Here is a 20744-nt window from a genome sequence, read left to right as displayed (position 1 = left end):
TGCTTAAAAGTGGTTCAGTCTTAATTCACAACAGCTGTTGTGAATACTGTTGTTATTTCTGTGCAGCTGTTACTGCAATTTCAATCAACCAATCTGGATTCACTAAATCAGCTTGAATTGTCGCACGTGAAGGCGCTACGCAACCTTTTAACCAATCTACCCAAACAGCATTAAAAGTTTGGAAGTCTGCAAGGTTTTTAATATAAACATGCGCAGATAATAAGCGTGATTTATCAGTCTCAGCCAATGCCAATAATTGATCAATCGTCGCCAAAATGTCTTGAGTTTGTCCTGTGATATCAGCATCGGTATTTTTAGGTACTTGACCAGACAAATACACGACTTTGTTAAATACAGTCACAGCACTCATCACTTCTGTGCTATTGATTTTCTGTATATCAGTATGTTGTAAATCATTTGACATGAGGATTTCCTTGTCGTTGATAATCATTTTGATTATTTGGTTTGATTAATTGGTTTGCGTGATAAATTGAACACGCGCAGTCACACCACACATCAACTCATAACCCACTGTTCCTGAGCTTGCGGCAACGTCATCAATTGGAAGCACAGCACCGTTGGATGACGTACCCCAAAGCACCACTTCACTTCCAACGTCTGCTTCAGGAATATCGGTTAAATCTACGGCCAACATATCCATGCTGACGCGTCCAATCGTGCGAGTACGAACCTCATCGACCAAGACTGGTGCATCCATAGAAATTCGTTGATAACCATCTGCATAACCGCATGCCACGATGCCAATTTTCATTGCATGTGTTGCCTTAAACTTTGAACCATAACCTACAGTTTCATCAGCTTCTAAGTTTTGAATAGCAATAATTTCGCTGCGTAAGCTCATGCTTGGTTTGAGATTCCAATCATGGATTGAATGGGTTGGATAATCAGGAGAGCTACCATATAGCATGATGCCACTGCGGATATAATCGGAATGTAACGCTTTGGAATATCTTAAAATTGCAGCACTATTGCACAGTGAACGTTCACCAGCTAAATCTTTGATGGTTTCTTCAAAAAGTGTATGCTGATATTCGATTCCAGACTGACCAAAACGATCTCCATCCGCATCAGAAAAATGCATCATATGCGTCACGGATTTGACCGTTTTACATTGTTTTAATGTGTGCCATACATTTGAATAAAGATGGGGTTTAAAACCTAAACGATTCATTCCCGTATTCATTTTCAAAAACACATCAAATTGTGCCATGCCTTGATAATGTTCAAGCCACTGCACTTGATGCTCATTGTGAATACTAAAACTAAGCTGATAGCGTTCGCAATCAACCAAATCTTCAGCTGAAAAAATCCCTTCTAGCAATAAGATCGGGCCAGTCCAACCTAAGTCACGAATACGTTTTGCTTCTGCAATATCTAATAATGCAAATCCATCGGCAGACTTAAATGCATCATAAACTCGCTCAAGGCCATGCCCATAAGCATTGGCTTTTACCACAGCAAACACTTTGCTATCAGGCATGAATTGTCGAGCAACATTTAAATTATGCTGCAATGCATCCTGATGAATGATTGCAGTAATTGGTCTAGGCATTACATTCGTCCTTGAATCTTAAACGTCTATCTTGTTGGATATTTTTGAATGAATCGATATTTCACAGCTGATTAAGTTTATGCAGCATGTGGATAGCGCTGAATAGATAAGCCTTCTGTACTAATATCCGTTTCATGATTAAGGACTAAATCACTAATCAATTTTCCTGAACCGCAAGCCATTGTCCAACCTAATGTGCCATGCCCAGTATTGAGGAATAAATTCTTAAAGCGTGTTGCGCCAATAATTGGTGTGCTGTCTGGGGTCATTGGTCGTAAACCTGTCCAGAAAGACGCTTGTGCCAAATCACCACCCGGGAATAAATCTTGAGTGACCATTTCCAAAGTGCCACGACGGTCTGAATTTAAACCGTGGTTAAATCCACTGAGTTCCGCCATACCCCCTACACGAATACGCTGGTCAAAACGTGTAATCGCAATTTTATAAGTTTCATCGAGTACAGTCGATTGCGGTGCATATGCTGCGTCAACAATTGGAATGGTGAGTGAATAACCTTTCACTGGATAAACAGGTAAATTCAATTCAAGCGGTTTTAAGAAATCACGTGAATAACTACCAAAAGCCAGTACATAACGATCCGCTGTTAAAACTTCGCCATTCACCAACACGCCTTTGATTTCATCACCTTCAGTAATCAGCTTTTCAACATTTTGATTGAATTTGAAATCTACGCCTAAATCTTTTGCTAAATTCGCTAAGGCATTGGTAAATAGATAGCAATCACCTGTTTCATCATTTGGAAGATGTAAACCGCCGACCAATTTATCTTTGGCATGTTCTAAAGCAGGTTCAACTTTAGCTAAATCATCTTTCAACAATAACTCATGCGGTACGCCACATTCTTTAAGTACAGCAATATCACGTTGCACCATTTCAAGTTGAGCTTCGTTACGGAAAACTTGTAATGTTCCTTTTGAACGGTTTTCGTAGCTAATACCTGTATCTTTTCTTAGTTCACGCAAACAATCACGGCTATATTCAGCAACACGTGTCATACGTTCTTTATTAATTGCATAACTTTCAGAGTTACAGTTTTTCAGCATTTGTGCCATCCACTGTAACTGCCACATGCTACCATCAATATTAATGGCAAGAGGTGCATGATGTTGGAACATCCACTTCACAGCTTTGAATGGAATACCCGGGGCAGCCCACGGCGTCGAATATCCAGGTGAAATCTGACCTGCATTACCAAAACTGGTTTCTTCTGCGGGTCCTGCTTGACGATCTAAAACTGTAACTTGTGCTCCCTGCTGCGCGAGGTAATATGCACTTGCTACGCCAATGACACCACTACCTAATACGATTACACGCATTTCTCATCCTTTACGCATTTACTAGTTTATTTCACTAGTATATTTTCGGTTCAATAGTTTATTTCACTATTTTTACGGCTATAATTTAGGTGTTTTAATTTTTTGTCGTGAAAAAGGATTAAAAAGAGGAAATTATTGATGCATAAATTAGACCGTATCGATCGGATGATTTTAGATATTCTACAAAATGAAGGTCGAATTGCCATCAGTGAGCTTGCCTCAAGGGTCAGCTTATCGACAACACCGTGTTCTGAGCGTGTGAAACGACTAGAACGAGATGGTGTGATTATGGGCTATCACGCTCGGCTCAACCCTAAGCATCTAGATCGAAACTTATTGGTCTTCCTTGAAATCAGTCTTTCAGCAAAATCGGGTGATGTTTTTGAACAGGTTGCTAAGGATTTAATGGAAATTTCAGAAGTACAAGAGTGTCATTTGATTTCAGGAGATTTTGATTATTTAGTCAAAGCACGCTTAAAAGAAATGAGTGCTTACCGCCGACTGTTAGGTGATTTGTTGAAAAAGTTACCTTCCTCGGCTTCTTCACATAGCTATATTGTCATGGAAGAAATTAAAGAATCTTTGTATTTAGATGTTCATTAAGACTTGATCTTGACATCGTCCCAGCCTCATATTTGAATAGCAGAAAATTAACAAACTAAACGCTGGAAGTTCAAAATAAATGTTCAATAAACTCATGTCAAATCTTGGTATGCAAGGCGTTCAAGTCAATACTTGTATATACACGGCAACACCACAAGCGGGTCAAGTGATCAATGGGGAAGTGATCTTTAAAGGGGCTACATCTAACAAGAATATCAATGGTATCTTTTTAAAATTAATGACCACTGCTGAAGTTGAATCTGATGATTCTGAATACAATACAGCTTTAACTATTGCACAATGGCATATCAGTGGCGCTTTTGAACTGCAAGCAAACCAATCGCACAACCTTCCCTTCTCAATCCAATTGCCTTTTGAAACACCAATCACTCAAGTGCCTTGTCGCTTAAATAAAACTCGTGTGTGGTTACATACCCATTTAGATGTCGATTGGGGACTTGATGCGACAGATAAAGACTATTTGCAGATTTTACCGACACCGACTATGCAAGCTTTTATTCAAGCCATGCAACAATGTGGCTTTCATTTGGCAACTGTAGATGTAGAAAAAGGTCAGCTGCGTGGGCATGGTTTTCACTCAACCATTGGTTGTTACCAAGAGTTAGAGTTTAAACCAACAACATTTTTCAATGGAATCAATGAAGTTGAAGTTTCATTTGTTGCAGAACAACATCAAACACATGTACTACTGGAAGTTGATCGCAAGTTTAGAGGCGATGGTTTTAAAAGTTTAACCATTCCCCATCAACATGCCACTCCAGCAACTTTGGTTAATGAAATCCGAAGAATGCTTGGAATCTAAAAATAGAAGCCACTTTTCAACTTGAATGATATTCAAAAGTGGCGCAATCAATCCGCTTAGATGTACCAGTTTAGAAAATCAAATCAATTTCAATAAATCTGAGAATGTCTGAATTCTTGCTTTGGGTTGTGCTTGATCCAATTCTTGCGTAGAACCATAACCATATTCCACTGCAATGGTTTCTATTCCATTATTTCGCGCACCAAAAATATCATGCTCACGGTCTCCGACCATTAAACACTCCTCAGGATTTAATTGCTCTTTTTTCAGAATATAAGCAATCAAATCTCCTTTATTGGTCCGCTCACCATTCAATTCACTACCATATGGATATTCAAAATATTTCAATAAATCAAAATGATCGAGAATTTGACGTGCATAAACTTCTGGCTTAGCCGTGGCTAAAAATAAGCGATATCCTTTATTTTTTAGTGCTGCCAAAGTTTCAGCAATATCTTCAAAAACATGATTTTCAAATAAGCCTGTAACGGCAAAACGCTCACGATAACCAAGTAAAGCTTGGTCTGCTAACACATCATTCACATCTACATTGAGAATTTTAGCCAATGAGGCTTTTAAAGGTGGGCCAATAATCCAATCAATATTTTCAGATTCTGGAATAGGGTGTTCTACTTTAGCCAAACCATAGCGTGCAGAAGTGGTAATACCAACTTTAGGGTCCGTTAATGTCCCATCCAAATCAATCAAAATATTTTTAATCACAACTTCACCTTGCATTTAAGTAGATCGATCTCTATAAAAAATACTATCGAGAGTTTGTCTAAAGTTGCCTATACTAACGCAAATTTGTGAATTAAGGACATCATCGTGCGCCCTACAGTACTTTGTTTTTCAGGTCTTGACCCTTCTGGTGGAGCAGGGTTACAAGCGGATATTGAAGCGATTGGTCAAAGTGGTGCGCATGCTGCAATTGCTTGTACAGCCTTAACCATTCAAAACTCTCAACAAGTTTTTGGTTTTGAAGCAACCTCAAAACAATTACTTCTCGCTCAGGCCAATGCGGTCGTCGGTGATTTACCGATTAAAGTGGTTAAATCTGGCATGTTAGGCACCACGGATAATATTGCTGCTCTAGCCGAATTTTTACGTGAACATCCTGATTATTTGTATGTGCTTGACCCTGTTTTAGTGGCCAATAGTGGTGGTTCATTGGGAGATCAACAGACCTTAGTTCAGGCTTTTGTTGAATTGATTCCTTTAGCGACCATACTCACACCAAACACAGTTGAACTACGTGCTTTAACAGGTGAAACCGACATTGAAAAAGCCACTGCAAAGCTTTTTGCTATGGGTGCTCAAGCGGTTTTAGTGAAAGGCGGTCATGAAGATACACCAGACTATATTCGCAATGCTCTTTATGTGAATGGGCAAATGCTGACTGAATCGAAATGCCCTCGCTTAGCTGGTGAATATCATGGTTCAGGTTGTTCTTTAGCCAGTTTTATTGCAGGTCGTCTAGCTGTTGGAGATAACCTAAAAACCGCTGTTCAACATGCTGAAACATGGCTATTTGGCGTATTAAAAAATGCTGAAACACCTGTTGAAGGTGGACAAAAAATTCCAAAGCGGTTTTAAGTCGGAATCTAGAGTTTGATGACAATTAATTGATTGATTGATTGATTGATTGATTGATTGATTGATTGTCATCAAAATTTTAAATTTATACAATCTCATGTTTAAATTCCCCCAATTTAGATAGACTCCGTCATCTGCCCATTATTTTAAAACACTTCTTCTGTCTTTCACTTTCTGTAAGGTTGAAAATTAACTCATCAACATAAATATTAATATTCTTTGAAAAATAGCTATTTAATTTAACTTGACACTTTTCTATTGCACCTGTTGGTGGTTCATTGAGCATAACAACTGTATTTATTCGCTCAATAAATGGTTTTCCATTTTTTACAGATAGAATAGTCGTGATATCTGTACTCCCTTGTGATGAAAAACTGGAAACTATTTTGAACCTTTTGGAATCAACTTTGTTAATCGCTGCATTGTCATAATAAGAAATTTCAGGATATTTCCTATTATTTACATATAAATGATATACGGATTCTCCATAACTATTTTCATCTTCACGAATACAGATTTTATTTTTATTTGATTTAATACAGTTAGGCAAATTTTGGGCATAAGCATTTGATAGTGAGGAAAGTATGATTGGTATTACTAATAGAATCATAAAAATATTATTTTTTATTTTTACATTCATCATATTTCATAACCTTTTTTAAATTATTCCAATATTCAACTCTTTCGCTTCTACCATTACCACCACCATTTACCCATAAACTTATTTTATTTATATCATCTTTATCTGCTTGCAAATTAATATCTGCTGCTTGACCATTTCTTAAAACAACACCATGATTCCAATACCATCCACCACTATCCATTGCTAAAAATAAATTAGAAGCAACTAGTTCAGGATATTTTTTCGTACGATCTAATAATTGTTCTAGTTTAATATCTTTAGGAAAAATTCCTCCGTATAGATTGGTGTTATCTATAACAAAATCAAAATATCTTTTGTAGTTTTTTCTCCATGTTAATTGCATGAATCCACGCCCTTTGTATCTCGCACCATCCCCCTTTTCTGTATTTCCATTTAGTTTAGCTTGGGCATGTTTTCCTGGATCTAAATAGTCGCCACTAGCATACTCACTAGTAGTTCTAAATCGATCTGATTCCCAATAAGTTTGAGCTAAAAAGTGTATTTTTCGAATGCATGTGTTTATGTTGTATTTTTTCATAGTACTATTAAATACATCCAATAATGCTTGATGGCTTTTATCACCAACAACTGGGCATTTTGGATGATTTAAAATAGAACTAGTTCCTTTTAAATCACGTTCTGTATTTCTCATACCTTTTATAATTTCAAAAAATTCAGCTAATGTTAAATCACGATCGCAATAACATAATACTTCTTCTTTTTTATCTTCCACCAAACTATTATTAAATTTTTTTTGAATATCAAGTGGGCGTAAACTTGATAGCGCAGAACCTCTATAATTCTCTCCCTGACTATCTCCGACCACATGGTCTTGTTGTGGTAAAATTTTTGCACCACAAGTAAGTAAATCACCTGCATATGCAACAGCTTTACCATCAAAAATAATATGATCATGACTTTTAATAATCTTAGACCAACACTGACATTGTGGGCAGTAATGCCCATCACCTGCTCTTAAAAAGAGATTTCCATTTTGGGAGCTCCGTTGTTGGGTGGATTTAATCCTCCCTCCATGCGTGGTGAGGGCATTATGAATTGCAAAACCTTTCATTTAATATGCTCCTGAACGTAGTTTAGAAAACCTTCAGGAATTTGCTGATCTTTAAAAATTCTTAAAGCCACAACATTATTCGGGCTTTCAACAATCTCATCACCATTCTCTAAACGACTTCCAACCAATGCAACAGGCTTACCATCAAGAACGCAAGATTTTCCTGCGCCTGAAATAATTCTAGAACTCGTCCCATCAGCATAGATAACATCATCACCAACACGTGCGACAGATAAACCTTCAATTTTGCACTGGTCGAAAGATGCCTTGACTAAGCCACCATTTTTTGACTTCGCACCATTAACAGCTAAGTAATAGGTGCCGTGAGGTTTATGATCGAAATACAATTGTTCAGCTTTTAGTGTCTGTTCAATATCTTCTTGAGACATCTGTTGTAATTGTTCAATTGGTAATTCATGTAAAAATTTAGGAGTGGTCATATTGTTCATTCTTTATTTTGTTATAGAATGCAAACCATATCACATAAAAATCACAAATAAAAACTTAAGACACTTTTAAGATTAATGTTATAATAATAAAAATTACATTATATATTACAAACTAAAAGATATTCAGGGCTTTATTCTTATCTATTAGACTCCAATTTCAACAAAATATCCTTATTCTCCAACCCGCCTGCAAAACCTACTAACTTACCATTTGCACCCACCACACGATGACACGGCGCAATAATCGAAATTGGATTTTTGCCATTCGCTGCTCCCACTGCACGAACTGCTTTTACATTGCCAATCTGCTCTGCAATATCTTTATAACTACGCGTTTCGCCAAAAGGAATACTCAATAAAGCCTGCCAAACTTTTTGTTGAAATTCAGTCCCTTCAAAATCCAAAGTTAACTCAAACTTTTGACGTTGTCCTGCAAAATATTCATTAAGCTGCTTTTGTGTTTCCAACAAAATTGGATGTTGTCGATCTTCAATTAATTCTGCTAAACGAACCCGTTTTGGATTTTCATTTTCCCAAAGTACAGCAACCAAAGCGTTCTCATTTGCCACCAGTTTTAACCAACCTACTGGCGAACTCATTTCCATAAAAGAAAGTTGCATCTTTCTACCTTATATTCAATTTTTAATCAGGTTAACTCAGCTAACATATAATTTCATTAAAATTAAAGTTGAAATAATCAACGCAGACCAAGAGTCGATTGCAAAACACCACTAAGAAATAATTCATAGGCATATAAATATAAGAATTTTGGACATAAAAAATCCAAGCTTATCCATTAAATAAACTTGGATTCGAAATAAAAATACGGATTAAGAAGATGATAATTTCATCAAAATTAAACCTGAAATAATCAACACAGCTGCAACCATACGCATTGCTGTAGCAGGTTCACCTAAAATAAAAATCCCGACAAGAAATGAACCCACTGCCCCTATTCCTGTCCAAATCGTATAGGCGGTTCCCAAAGGCAAAGTTTTCATTGCATATGCCAAAAGACCAAAGCTTAAGATCATGAAAAGTATAGTAATAATGCTCGGTGTCAGTTTTGTAAAACCTTCAGACACTTTCATACTATATGCCCAAACGATTTCAAAAATACCTGCAAAAATAAGTACAATCCAAGCCATGACGACCTCCAAATTTGAATGAAAATCAGGCCGTCCTGAGGATTTTTATTGGTGCGTTTTTAGCTTAAAAACACCAATGGAGGTCGTTCCTCCTTATTGTGAATAAAATTATACTGAAAATAGTTTTATATTGGTGCGAAATTTACATTTAATGACCCAAAATGCACCTATGAAAAATAAGGGCTTTAAAGCATCACTTTAAAGCCCTATTTACAGCATGATTAGCAAAGATGAGAAACTAACTTTCAGCTTCTAGCGTTTAAACATTAAAATTTAAAGCGAATCCCAGCACCATATAACCAGCCTTTTTCAGAATCGCTTTCCATTTGCCAAGCTGTTGCATCATTTCCTTTTGAATATTCATAAGCAATATCTAAATAAGGCATGACTTTTTTACTAATTTCATAACGAGTTTCTAAACCCGCAGTGACATTGCTTAACCCTGACTTTTTGGCATATTTAGAATCATCGCTAAATACAATATCTAAATCTAAATAAGGTTTAACAATCAACTTTTGTGTAAGCAATAAATCACGTTCAGTTTCCAAGCTAAATCCTGCATACTTGTCTTCGCCTGCATAGAAATAGGCATCCGTTTCAAAGAAATACGGCGCCATACCATGCAAACCGATCACACTATCCACTTTTTCCTCAGTATCTTTGCGATGCTGATCTAATTCAACTTTTTCTACACGATATCGTGCACCTATTTGCGCATCCCAAAAGTCTGAAATCATACGGCTATAGAGTGCTTTGACATCATATTCAGCATCATGTGACTCATGCTTATCTAAATGTGCTTTGATGAAGATCTTATTTTCATCTGTACCTATCCGTGTTTCAAACTCAGATTTTAAAGCACCTTCGCCATCTTCATTGACTAACCATTTATTATCCAAAGTTGTGACTGCATACACTTGCGCACCATGTTCTGTACGATGGTCATGTCCTTGATGGTTTTCAGCCATCTTCTTTGTTTGAGAATGTTTAGTTTGGGAATGTTCAGTTTGATCATCTTGGGTCTGAGCATGTTGATGCTGAGAATGATCCATGTTTACAGAATGCATAGGCTGTATTGAATTTTCAGCTTTGTTTACATCTTCATTCGATACAGTTGGCACAGTCTGATGCATCATTTTCGAATGATCCATCGATTGCATATCATCATGGTTCATTTTGGAATGATCCATTTCAGACATATCATTGTTTTGTTCAGATAGCTGTTGTGGTGAAGTATCTGTATGACCTTCATGGGCAAAAGCCACTCCACAGATTAACAACAATGAACTCGCTAACAGTGTTTTGGGAAACGTTTGAGGAAATAAATTAGTGATACGCATGTTCATCTCCTTTTGGTTCAATGGTTGAACTCACTGGATTAGCATGATCTTGTTTTTGAATCGTTGTGGTAGAGGTTTTTCCATCCGTCACATTTGCCACAATCAACTTATTCATCATGCCTGCGCTCATGTGATACAACAAATGACAATGGATTGCCCATTCTCCCAACTCATCTGCGGTGAGCAAAGCAGTAACCGTTTTTGCAGGTGGCACGACAATGGTATGTTTGTTCGGCATATCTACAGCAGCTTGACCATTTTCCAACTGCATAAACATGCCGTGTAAATGCATTGGATGCGCCATCATGCTGTCATTGATAAATTTGATTCGGATACGCTCACCATATTTCACTCTGAGCGGTTCCGCATCACTGAATTTTTTTCCATTGATGGTCCACAGATAGCGCTCCATGGTTCCGCCCAAACGAATCACCAATTCACTGGTCGCTTCACGTGTATCCGCTTGCGGTGTTAATGATTTTAAATCACTATATTGCAGCGCTTTATCACCTACTGGCGTAGATGCATTTGCCCAACCTTCAACCACTTCATCCTTTTTAGTCGGTGTAACTTGTTGATGCTGTGAGTGATCCATGCCTTGCATAGCTTCATGATTCATTTTTGAATGATCCATACTTTGCATAGCTCCATGATCCATTTTTGAATGATCCATTTTTGAATGATCCATGCCTTGCATAGCTTCATGGTTCATTTTTGAATGATCCATGCCTTGCATAGCTCCATGGTTCATTTTTGAATGATCCATGCCTTGCATAGCTCCATGATCCATGCCTTGCATAGCTTCGTGGTTCATTTTTGAATGATCTACATTTGAATCATTACCGCCATGGCCCATATCAGCCATATTGAGTAAAGCACGTGGTCGAGCTTGAGGCATTTGTACTGTAGCCACAGTAGGCGCAAGTTCATTTTGCAAAGTTCCTATTGCAAAACCAGAACGATCGATTGACTCAGCTTCAATCTGATAATGTGCAGTTTTTGGCTCGACGATCACATCATAAGTTTCAGCTGTTCCGATACGAAATTCATCAACATTTACAGGTTTGACTGGCTGACCATCTGCACTCACCACCGTCATTTTTAAATTGGGAATACGCACGTCAAAGAAAGACATGGCTGAAGCATTGATAAAACGTAAACGTACTTTTTCATTGGCTTTAAACAGCCCTGTCCAATTTTGCTCAGGCGTTTTACCATTCACGAGAAAGGTGTAACCTGTTACATCAGATAAGTCTGTTTTAAGCATACGCATCTGATTCCACATTTTGCGATCAGACCACGTAGCGCCTAAGCCATCACGTTTAACTTGCTTCCAAACATCGCCCAAAGTTTCACGTTGATTTTGATAGTATTCAGCTGAAATTTTTAGATTTTTTTGAATCTCATCGCTTTTTTGCTCATGAAAATCTGACAACATCACCACGTAATCACGCTCAGCCTTTTCATGTGTCGCCAATGGTTTTTTATCTTTTGGATAGATGACTAAAGCACCATATAAACCATCTTGTTCCTGACCTTTTGAATGCGCATGGTACCAATAAGTTCCACTTTGGCGAACCTTGAATTTATAAGTAAAGTCCTGATTAGGTTTAATCCCATTAAACCCATTAAAGCCAGGCACACCATCCATAATCCCAGGTAAAAGTAACCCATGCCAATGTATTGATGAATCCTGTTTTTTTAAATTGTTATGTACATGAATAACGGCTTCATCACCTTCTTCAAATTCAAGCAGTGGCGCAGGAAATTTTCCATTCACCGTAATCCGTTGTAAGGGCTTACCTGTCACATTGACAGTCCCTTCATCAATCGTTAAATGATACTCTTTTACTGCTGCAAATCCCCATGATGAGGAAAATATACAGACAGCGACAATGGCGCTTTTCGATAATTTTATAGACATGACTTAATCCTATAATTTTAAAAAATTTTAAAAATTAATAATTTAAAAAATAAGAATTAAGCTTTGGGAGGACGTAAAATTTCTTGCCAATGCCCAGCAAGATGTTGAGCTTGATAAAAACTTTGTAGAGAATTTAAGTGCTGTGTATGTTCTGGTGAACTGATCTGAGGAATGTCTGTATTAAACCAAACAATAGAAGACTGGCATGCAAATAAAGCACAATCCTGACATTCAGAATGCTGTACTTGTTTAGATTGAATCAGCTGTTTATGACAATCCGTTAGATTTTGCTTTTGCACATCTGTTTGAACATCTGAATATGCATGTTGATTTTCTAATTGCATCTGCATATCAGCACAATGTGCTTTCATGTCTTGAACAGACATAACTTGCATCATTTGCTGGTGTGCTACATCGGTCTGATTCATTTGTTCATGTTGCATTTGCATGCTTATATGCAAAGTTTTTACCGATGCAACAGACACACTACTCCACCCTATGGTAAAAACCATAAGACAAACAAACCAAGCCTGTTTGTAGAGTTGAGTTAACATAGAAACCAAATAAAATCGATCATAGATATAGATTAAGCATATAGAATTATTGGATGTGTAGCAAATATACTTAACAAAACATCAATAAATCAGTTGTTTAATGATTAAGCTTTTAATTTATCTAAAACTTGATCAAAATAAATACGCCATTTAACTTTATTTATCACCAAAAAATAATATAAAAAGAGCTCATTTGAGCTCTTTTTACACACAACTTGTCTATTTTACAAACTATTGATATTCAATTGATTATTTTAAACCCAATTTATCCATGTGGTTATCAACACAGTTATCCATAGAGTTATCATCAAAGTTATCCACAGATTAACGGATCAGAAAGTGGAAATAATTAAGTATTTCTACTGCCTACTTTTGCAAGTTCTGAACGCATTTCATCAATCACAACTTGATAATCAGGTTTGCCAAAAATAGCAGAACCAGCAACAAACATATCTGCACCAGCCTCAGCAATCTCACGGATATTTGTAGGTGAAACACCACCATCTACTTCTAAACGAATATCTCGGCCTGATGCATCAATGATTTGGCGTGCTTGACGTAATTTATCTAAAGTCATTGGAATAAATGTTTGACCACCAAAACCTGGGTTAACACTCATCAATAGCACTTGATCAACTTTATCCAAAACGTAGTCTAAATAATGTAATGGTGTTGCAGGGTTAAACACTAAACCTGCTTTTGCACCACCAGATTTAATCAACTGTAAAGAACGATCAATATGATGTGTCGCTTCAGGATGGAAAGTAATAATATCCGCGCCTGCTTCTAAAAAGTCACCAATCATACGGTCTACAGGTGAAACCATGAGATGCACATCGATCGGCGCCTTAATTCCATATTTTTTCAATGCCTTACATATGCCTGCACCAAAAGTTAAGTTTGGAACATAGTGATTGTCCATCACATCAAAATGGACAACATCAGCACCTGCTTCCAATACTTTTTCAACATCTTCACCTAAACGAGCAAAGTCAGCAGAAAGAATTGAAGGTGCAATCAAATATGGCTTTGACATGAATCAACCTAGCGTAAATTTGGATTTTGCATAGTATAACAAACTTAAAACGCTGAATTGTTTCAAAAACCAACAGTTTTACCAATCTTGATCATTTAAAAATGAAGACTTGAATGATCAAGGATTGGGGTATATATGAAAAGAATCTAAAGTATTGAGAATTTTCAATCCTATACAGTTTTATTGATGTTTGGATTGTTGCTGCTTTTCAAAATCACGAACCATTTGAATACGCTCTTCAGTCGCAGGATGTGAAGATAAAGCATCCAAAACCGCTAAATGCGTATTTTCTTCAGTCTGCTCTTTTTGTGCTTTGCTTGGATCCGTCTTTTTATCCGAATCTGACTTTCGAGTAGAATCTTCTGCTTTTTCTTCGGCTGCGACTTCATCATTTAAACGTTGTAAAAAGTTCGCAAAATGCGCCACTTCTATATGTTTACGATCCATCAATTTTAAAGCATATAGATCAGCTTCTTTTTCAAATTTACGTGAATAATTCGCACCAATCATCGCTGCGGGTAGAGAAGTTAATAAATCTGAACTGTCGCCTGTCATTGCAATATACAACACACTCATGCCCAGACTAGAAAGCCCTTGTTGTAAGCTATGTCGCTCAACCAAATGCCCTTGTTCATGCGCTAAAACGCCCAAAATCTCTTGATCACTATGTGCTAATTCAATCAATTCATCGGTAATAATAATCGTATTATTAGGAAGTGCGACCGCATTTGCACCTAAATGATCACCTTCTCGGAAAATTAATTTCGCAGGATGACCTTCTGCAATTGTAGCTAAATATTGCGCTTTAATCTGATCTCGTTGCCCTTGAGCAAGATGGCTTGGTTTCGTCATATTTTCAATCACATATTCTTCAACTTCATCGCCAATTTTATCCAAAGTATTTGCTGGTAATTTAAATGCAACATAATGAGAAGCTGCGGGTATTCCCCATTGAATTAAAGCAAAGCAAAATGCCACCACAAAAACCAAACTAAAAATGATCAAACTAGGAGAACGTTCTAATTTCCAAACCGAATGCTGCACCCCTTTTGTCCCATAATTGAACCACTCAGGTAATGGAGCTTGAAATTCAATCCGTGCATCATCTTTGAGTTCAATCACGGGGTGTAATTTCCCTAAAGCACCAATCAGCACCATATCATCATACAAATAACGCCGTTGCTGTTGTAACTGCTCACCATAACGAATCAGAATTTCAGATGGTGATGATGCAGAAATACGTGCTTGTTGCGGCCTAGACACCACACCATCATAGAAAATTACGTCAATAGATTGCGACATATATCATCCAATTCAGCTCATGGGTTTAAGTTATAAAGAAATATCGAGATCAAAAATGTCGCTAATTTCTTCCGCAAGCGCACTATGGTCTTGTTGAGCAAGATTCATCATTTGATCAGGATCATCATGTAAAACCAGGCTCATCGATTCAACTTGATATTTGTGAATACGAATCGCAGCCCAAGCCGACAATAAACCGATACTCAAAATTTTTGCAATCCAGTTCGATGCAATAATCCATGCATAGCGCCATTGATTACAATCTGTTTTAAATTGACTATGTCCAACCGTTGTATTATTCCAAGTGGTAATAAAAATACGAGCCGCACTCAGTGGATAAATAAAGAGTCCTGCAATCGCATAAATAGCAAATACACCAATCATCACCATCTGTGGCGAAAACCCTGCAATCGCACCAACAATTGAAAAATATATAATTCCAAATCCAATCATCACCCCAATAGACATAAAGATTGGAATATAAACTGCACTCATATACGCAGGCCAATCCGCATGTAACTTGAACTCTAATTGTCCAGCATATAGATGACTAATATAATATTTTTTATACAACCAAATTGCTACAGGGGCGAAAATACCCAAAGAAAAAAAATAAATAGCAATACTTAGAAAAAAGACTTTGTAGGATTCTTTGGTTGTTCCATCGAAATAAAAACGACTATTTCCAAACTTACTATTTCTGGCGGTAAAACGCATCGTGGCACGAATCAGCCAAGGCACGGCCATATAAAGTAAAACAAAACCAACCAATGTTGCGATTCCAGAGTATTGCGATGAAATACTAAACGCAGCATAAATACCCAATGCAATAAGACGGCCAATTAAGATTTTTGTCGGTATACCTGTAAAATCAAAGCGTCTACGGAAAAATTCAGTATTGCCATAGAAATAACGTAAACGACGTACTTTTGCCCATGGTGCATACAGACTTAAAGTAACAATGGTCAGTAAAATATTGACGATCCAAATACCAAAATATTCCATTGCATCGCCATGAAATTTAAAACGGCGAATGCTTGGATATTGTTGCTCCGTTGGCGTTTCTATTGGCGGCGGTGTTGTATTTAAGTTTAAAGTTGAACTTTCAGGAAAATCTGACATTGTTTGGTTCTGCATCATTCTTCTCTTATTGCCAAATATTATTTGATTTTTAATTCAAAAAGTTGTCTAACTCAGTGTATATTTTTTAACAGTATAATGAAATAGTTTGTTGTTTGTAGCAGTTTATCCGTAGATAGACTGCTACACTTCATTCAAAAAGATCTACTCAAAAAACCATATTTTTTAGGTATTTTTAGCATTTACCAATCTTCGATCTACTTTTAAACAATCGAATTCTTTAAAAAACTACTTCTGCAATTGGATCGCATGAAATTGTAAATGATCATCGATGAAACTTTGTATAAAATAATAACCATGATCATAACCCTTTTGAAATCTTAAACTCAGTTTTTGCCCCACTTGCTCACAAGCCTGTTGGTATTTTTCAGGGTTTAATTGACTATAAAATTGATCATCTGTGCCTTGATCGATCAGTACCTCATCAAACAAAGGTCCTTTGGTTAAAAGCAATTGTGTTGCATCATGCTTGGCCCATTCAATACGATCTTGACCAAGATAATTTGAAAATGCTTTTTCACCCCAAGGACATTCACAAGGCGCACAAATTGGCGCAAATGCAGACACTGACTTGAATTTCTCAGGATATTTCCAAGCCAAGGTCAATGCGCCATGCCCTCCCATACTGTGGCCAAATACACCGATCGCTTCAGCTTGTATCGGTAATTCTTGAATAAGTAAAGGATATAGCTCCTCGACGATATAGCTTTCCATCTGAAAATGTTCAGCCCAAGGCGCTTGAGTCGCGTTTAAATAAAAACCAGCACCTTGGCCTAAATCCCACGAATCGCCTTGAGCAACAGCGTCACCTCGTGGCGAAGTATCAGGAGCAATTAGAATCAAACCTAATTGTGCAGCTAAACGTTGCGCATGTGCTTTAATAATAAAGGTTTCTTCTGTACAAGTTAGACCTGCCAAATAATATAGAGCAGGACATTTTTGTCCATTTAAAGCTTGTGGGGGAATAAAAACAGCAAACTTAGTCGGGCCTTTTAACGTTTGAGATTGAGTTTGATAAATTCTTTGCTCACCATCAAAACAGATATTTTTATTGAGTAGTTCCACCTTAAAATCCCCTATGTTTTCATATTTAAAACCAGCACAACACACAACTTAAGGCGTTGTTGTTAAAAGTGGTTTCTGTTGAGTATCCAACGCTATGCTTTTACTTTGGGTCGCATTAACCACAGCTTGTTGTGGAAATAAATGTTGCTCTAATTGTGGCAGCATCATTTCCATATTTTTACCAATCACCCATTGTGGTTCAGAAGGTTCAAAACCTTGTGCATTTTCCCACTTAGCGACTGTTTCAGTGGCCTCTTTAAATGCCGCTTTTAAGGTCGTTTGTTCGCGCATCGCTTGGTCAAAAAAAGCTCGTCCAAAGTAAGTATAATCAGCTTCATTCGAACAGCCAAAAGAGGCACGATCTGCCGCAGATGCAGTGATAATCAAAGTGTCAGGAGATTGCAAAGCTGAAATAAAACTACCTGAATAACAAGCAGAAATCACTATCACCTTCCAACGGATTCCAGACTTGTCTAAACTTTCTCGAAGCCATTTAGGATCGACATCATCTAAATCAATCGGCTCATTTTCCATTTCAAATTGATTAGGCAAACCATGTGATGTCATATATAAAAACAACACATCACTTTCACGGTTCATCTGTTGACCGATACGGCGTAAAGCGAGATCTATACTGGTTTTTGAGGCAATCGGTGTTTCATTGATACTTGCTGGATTGTTCACCAATTCGATAGAACGTCCAAAAGTACCAAAACGAGTATCAAATTGTTCTTTAATTCGATCGATTTCAAACTTAAAAACATCTTGATAACTTGCACCTGCAACGCCTAAGAAATACCAATGCGTTTTTGCAAATTCTCCAAATTGAACTTGCTCTAAAGCTTTATTGAGTAGTTGGCCTTGGCCATAAAATGCTTTTTCACTCAAACTGGGTGGAACTTCTTCCACTTTCCAAATCGGTTGCTCTTTAATTGAAACTTGCCATGTAAATAATGTTGCTACGGTCGCAAACATGATCAAAGCACGTTCCCACCACGGCCAGTGTAATTCTCTTGAAATCACCCAAACCACTGCAAGGCTTTGCCAAATAAACAAGGCAAAAAATAGCAATGGAATCACATCATAAAAAACATAGGGTAAAAGATCTTGATTGCCTAAATATTGCAATAGGCATTGAAACAACATGATGTGTGTATCGAGAACCAACCACAACAATGCAGGAACAAGCATCAAACGGGGATTGTTGGTCCGCTGAGACAGGAAAATACCCACAATAAGTGCGATAAAAGGCCACAGTGCATAACTGACCAAACCTTGTTTATTAAATACGCCACCATCGCCTGCCACTAACCAACTGAATAATGTGTTGGCGCAGCCTCCCAATAATCCCCAAAAGATCAGTTGGAGAATAGAGGGACGAACAATTTGTAAGGACTTTCGAGATCCTAAAAATAACCAAACCCCTGCACGTTGGTTACTTTTTAAATCATGCCAGAAGTTAATTGACGGTTTAAGATCTATCATAAAGATTCTTTAAAGGCGGTGGCTTAAATCAGCATAACTAGTTTATGCTCGGCTAAAATTTTATCAATGCTTCATTTAACTATATATCAATAATTCGACTATTATTGAAACAGTTACCAAATTACTCAATAACCTTATTGCTAAAATAAGCATCAAACCGACAAGCATCACCTTGCCACTGATGATCAGGTTGCTGATCATTTAAAAAGACTGCAAGTCTTGGACGTTTTACCACAACACGTTTGGCGATTTGTTGCGCTAAGACTAAAAGATGATCGCCTAAATCCATCTCGCCATCTTCGGGTAAAAGCATATGTAGTAATTGCATTTGCTTTTTCACTTGCGCTTGTTTTTTAACTGCTTGTTGGTTTTGATCACGTTGTGGAAACATCGGGTCTAAATAAACCACGTCTACCTTTTTTTCTTCAAGAATAGCTTGATTGAGATATTCACTTGAATCAGCAAAAATCAATTGAATACGACTGACCACTTTAGATAAAAATGGATCGTTTTCAGCCTGAACTTTTGAGTCTTCCAATAAGGTAAATAAAATCGGATGACGCTCGATTAAACTGACGTCTGCACCCAAATATGCCATCAGTAACGTGTCATGTCCCAAACCCGCTGTTGCATCAATCAATAACGGCTTTTCAGAAATATTACATGCCCGAGCAATCATTTCAGACTTGATACTGGCACGTTTCAACCGTGGAATCTCGGCTTTCCAGTCAGGCTGCATTTTCATGCCATTGGCAGATAAACTCAAACCTGATGAGTCTACACATAAAGCAAGTTCAGGGTTTAACCTTAAAAAACGTGCATTCAGTTTCTCAGTGATTTCAATATTTACGCTCACTCCTCGTGAAGAAAGCACAGTTTGATAAGACTGTGCTTTCTCTACAAATGTGGATTCTGCAAATAAGCGAATATCGCTTACCATAATCTCCAACCTGTTAATGCAAATAGTAAAATCAACAATCCAGATGCTATACGATACCAAGCAAAGACCATAAAGTCTCGTTTAGCCACATAAGCCACCAAAACACGAATTAAAATCAAAGCAGAAACAAAGGAAACGATGATTCCTGTTGCCAAAACAGCCCAATCCTGGTTGGTTTTAAATACATCATAACTTTGATAAAGATCAAGTAAACCTGCCCCTATGATGACTGGAATACCAAGGAAAAAAGAAAACTCAGTTGCTGCTTTGCGTGAAACACCAAGCATCATCGCGCCAATAATGGTTGCACCTGAACGAGATGTCCCTGGAATCAATGATAAAATCTGGATGAGGCCAATATATGCAGCTTCTTTAATCGAAATATTATCAACTTCCATAGCGTTGACTTTTGGAGGATTCTTTTCAACCCACCATATAATCAAACCACCGACAATCAAACCAATTGCAACCGTAATATCATTAAATAATAGGTCTTTAACCGCTTGTCCAAATGAAAGCCCAACAATAATAATGGGAATCGAGGCAACAATAATGCTAATCCCCAGATGTCGACCTTTTTTCTCACCTGTGAACAAACCAGTCGCTGCGCCCCACAGTTTTCCCCAATATTCATAAATAACTGCGGCAATCGCCCCCATTTGGATTGCGATAACAAATACATCACTTTTTTCTTTGGTCCAAAAGTTCATTAAT

Annotated in this window: 21 protein-coding genes and 1 pseudogene; 3 read left to right on the top strand and 19 right to left on the bottom strand. The window is 37.4% G+C overall.

What is annotated here, in order from left to right; all coding sequences use genetic code 11:
* Window positions 1–52 precede the first annotated feature (52 nt).
* From D7V20_RS11935 to D7V20_RS11925, 3 genes are all read right to left on the bottom strand, one after another.
* Window positions 53–424, bottom strand: coding sequence for a RidA family protein (locus tag D7V20_RS11935; RefSeq protein ID WP_213072512.1), 372 nt, complete (start codon window positions 422–424; stop codon window positions 53–55).
* 45 nt (window positions 425–469) lie between these two features.
* Entirely contained in the window at window positions 470–1573 is a 1104-nt protein-coding gene (gene alr, locus D7V20_RS11930; RefSeq protein WP_120384480.1) for an alanine racemase, read from the bottom strand.
* 77 nt (window positions 1574–1650) lie between these two features.
* Window positions 1651–2910 (bottom strand): D-amino acid dehydrogenase, encoded by a 1260-nt coding sequence (locus D7V20_RS11925; protein ID WP_120384479.1) that lies wholly within the window; start codon window positions 2908–2910, stop codon window positions 1651–1653.
* Window positions 2911–3048: 138 nt separating this feature from the next.
* Here D7V20_RS11925 and D7V20_RS11920 point away from each other — a divergent pair, with 138 nt between their 5' ends.
* Window positions 3049–3513 (top strand): Lrp/AsnC ligand binding domain-containing protein, encoded by a 465-nt coding sequence (locus D7V20_RS11920; protein ID WP_010115212.1) that lies wholly within the window; start codon window positions 3049–3051, stop codon window positions 3511–3513.
* A 79-nt stretch (window positions 3514–3592) separates the two neighbouring features.
* Complete coding sequence (locus tag D7V20_RS11915) at window positions 3593–4336, top strand: sporulation protein (RefSeq protein WP_120384478.1); 744 nt, start codon at window positions 3593–3595, stop codon at window positions 4334–4336.
* A 78-nt stretch (window positions 4337–4414) separates the two neighbouring features.
* Here the strand turns inward: D7V20_RS11915 and D7V20_RS11910 are convergent, their stop codons facing one another.
* Window positions 4415–5059: an HAD-IA family hydrolase gene (locus D7V20_RS11910; protein ID WP_120384492.1), complete on the bottom strand. Its 645-nt coding sequence runs from the start codon at window positions 5057–5059 to the stop codon at window positions 4415–4417.
* A 105-nt stretch (window positions 5060–5164) separates the two neighbouring features.
* Between D7V20_RS11910 and D7V20_RS11905 the strand changes: the two genes are divergently transcribed.
* Window positions 5165–5932, top strand: coding sequence for a hydroxymethylpyrimidine/phosphomethylpyrimidine kinase (locus D7V20_RS11905; RefSeq protein ID WP_120384477.1), 768 nt, complete (start codon window positions 5165–5167; stop codon window positions 5930–5932).
* A 130-nt stretch (window positions 5933–6062) separates the two neighbouring features.
* On the opposite strand, the gene D7V20_RS11900 is transcribed toward D7V20_RS11905, so the two are convergent.
* The 15 genes and pseudogenes from D7V20_RS11900 to D7V20_RS11830 all read right to left on the bottom strand — a co-directional run.
* Window positions 6063–6575, bottom strand: a complete 513-nt coding sequence (locus D7V20_RS11900; protein ID WP_147395797.1) for a hypothetical protein — start codon at window positions 6573–6575, stop codon at window positions 6063–6065.
* A gap of 763 nt (window positions 6576–7338) precedes the next feature.
* Window positions 7339–7647, bottom strand: a pseudogene (locus D7V20_RS11895) (PAAR domain-containing protein); the annotation flags it as partial.
* Window positions 7644–8087 carry a PAAR domain-containing protein gene (locus D7V20_RS11890; RefSeq protein WP_171407812.1) on the bottom strand — a complete coding sequence of 148 codons (444 nt, stop codon included), beginning with the start codon at window positions 8085–8087 and terminating at the stop codon, window positions 7644–7646. The pseudogene D7V20_RS11895 and the gene D7V20_RS11890, both read right to left, overlap by 4 nt.
* Window positions 8088–8233: 146 nt before the next feature.
* Window positions 8234–8716: a methylated-DNA--[protein]-cysteine S-methyltransferase gene (locus tag D7V20_RS11885; RefSeq protein WP_120384474.1), complete on the bottom strand. Its 483-nt coding sequence runs from the start codon at window positions 8714–8716 to the stop codon at window positions 8234–8236.
* Window positions 8717–8926: 210 nt separating this feature from the next.
* Entirely contained in the window at window positions 8927–9244 is a 318-nt protein-coding gene (sugE, locus tag D7V20_RS11880; protein ID WP_120384473.1) for a quaternary ammonium compound efflux SMR transporter SugE, read from the bottom strand.
* Between the two features lie 266 nt (window positions 9245–9510).
* The gene (locus tag D7V20_RS11875; RefSeq protein ID WP_120384472.1) at window positions 9511–10584 is read right to left on the bottom strand and encodes a copper resistance protein B; all 1074 of its coding nucleotides are present in this window, start codon (window positions 10582–10584) and stop codon (window positions 9511–9513) included.
* Window positions 10571–12508: a multicopper oxidase domain-containing protein gene (locus tag D7V20_RS11870; RefSeq protein WP_120384471.1), complete on the bottom strand. Its 1938-nt coding sequence runs from the start codon at window positions 12506–12508 to the stop codon at window positions 10571–10573. The genes D7V20_RS11875 and D7V20_RS11870 overlap by 14 nt, the downstream gene beginning before the upstream one ends.
* A 56-nt stretch (window positions 12509–12564) precedes the next feature.
* The gene (locus D7V20_RS11865) at window positions 12565–13062 is read right to left on the bottom strand and encodes a hypothetical protein (RefSeq protein ID WP_235831635.1); all 498 of its coding nucleotides are present in this window, start codon (window positions 13060–13062) and stop codon (window positions 12565–12567) included.
* Window positions 13063–13411: 349 nt separating this feature from the next.
* Window positions 13412–14098 (bottom strand): ribulose-phosphate 3-epimerase, encoded by a 687-nt coding sequence (gene rpe / locus D7V20_RS11860; protein ID WP_120384470.1) that lies wholly within the window; start codon window positions 14096–14098, stop codon window positions 13412–13414.
* A 180-nt stretch (window positions 14099–14278) separates the two neighbouring features.
* Window positions 14279–15400 (bottom strand): M48 family metallopeptidase, encoded by a 1122-nt coding sequence (locus D7V20_RS11855; RefSeq protein ID WP_120384469.1) that lies wholly within the window; start codon window positions 15398–15400, stop codon window positions 14279–14281.
* A gap of 30 nt (window positions 15401–15430) precedes the next feature.
* The gene (locus D7V20_RS11850) at window positions 15431–16537 is read right to left on the bottom strand and encodes a YjgN family protein (protein ID WP_120384468.1); all 1107 of its coding nucleotides are present in this window, start codon (window positions 16535–16537) and stop codon (window positions 15431–15433) included.
* A 231-nt stretch (window positions 16538–16768) separates the two neighbouring features.
* The gene (gene fghA / locus D7V20_RS11845; protein ID WP_120384467.1) at window positions 16769–17605 is read right to left on the bottom strand and encodes an S-formylglutathione hydrolase; all 837 of its coding nucleotides are present in this window, start codon (window positions 17603–17605) and stop codon (window positions 16769–16771) included.
* 48 nt (window positions 17606–17653) lie between these two features.
* The gene (locus D7V20_RS11840) at window positions 17654–19090 is read right to left on the bottom strand and encodes a C13 family peptidase (protein WP_120384466.1); all 1437 of its coding nucleotides are present in this window, start codon (window positions 19088–19090) and stop codon (window positions 17654–17656) included.
* 121 nt (window positions 19091–19211) lie between these two features.
* Window positions 19212–20030: a class I SAM-dependent methyltransferase gene (locus tag D7V20_RS11835; RefSeq protein ID WP_120384465.1), complete on the bottom strand. Its 819-nt coding sequence runs from the start codon at window positions 20028–20030 to the stop codon at window positions 19212–19214.
* Window positions 20024–20744, bottom strand: a 721-nt coding sequence (locus D7V20_RS11830; protein WP_120384464.1) for an undecaprenyl-diphosphate phosphatase, incomplete at its 5' end; no start/stop codon positions are given. The genes D7V20_RS11835 and D7V20_RS11830, both read right to left, overlap by 7 nt.

It is taken from the genome of Acinetobacter rongchengensis, assembly GCF_003611475.1.
GTDB classification, from domain to species: domain Bacteria; phylum Pseudomonadota; class Gammaproteobacteria; order Pseudomonadales; family Moraxellaceae; genus Acinetobacter; species Acinetobacter rongchengensis.
The sequence above is the reverse complement of the archived record's forward strand: the minus strand, read 5'-3'. Positions and strand labels throughout refer to the sequence as shown.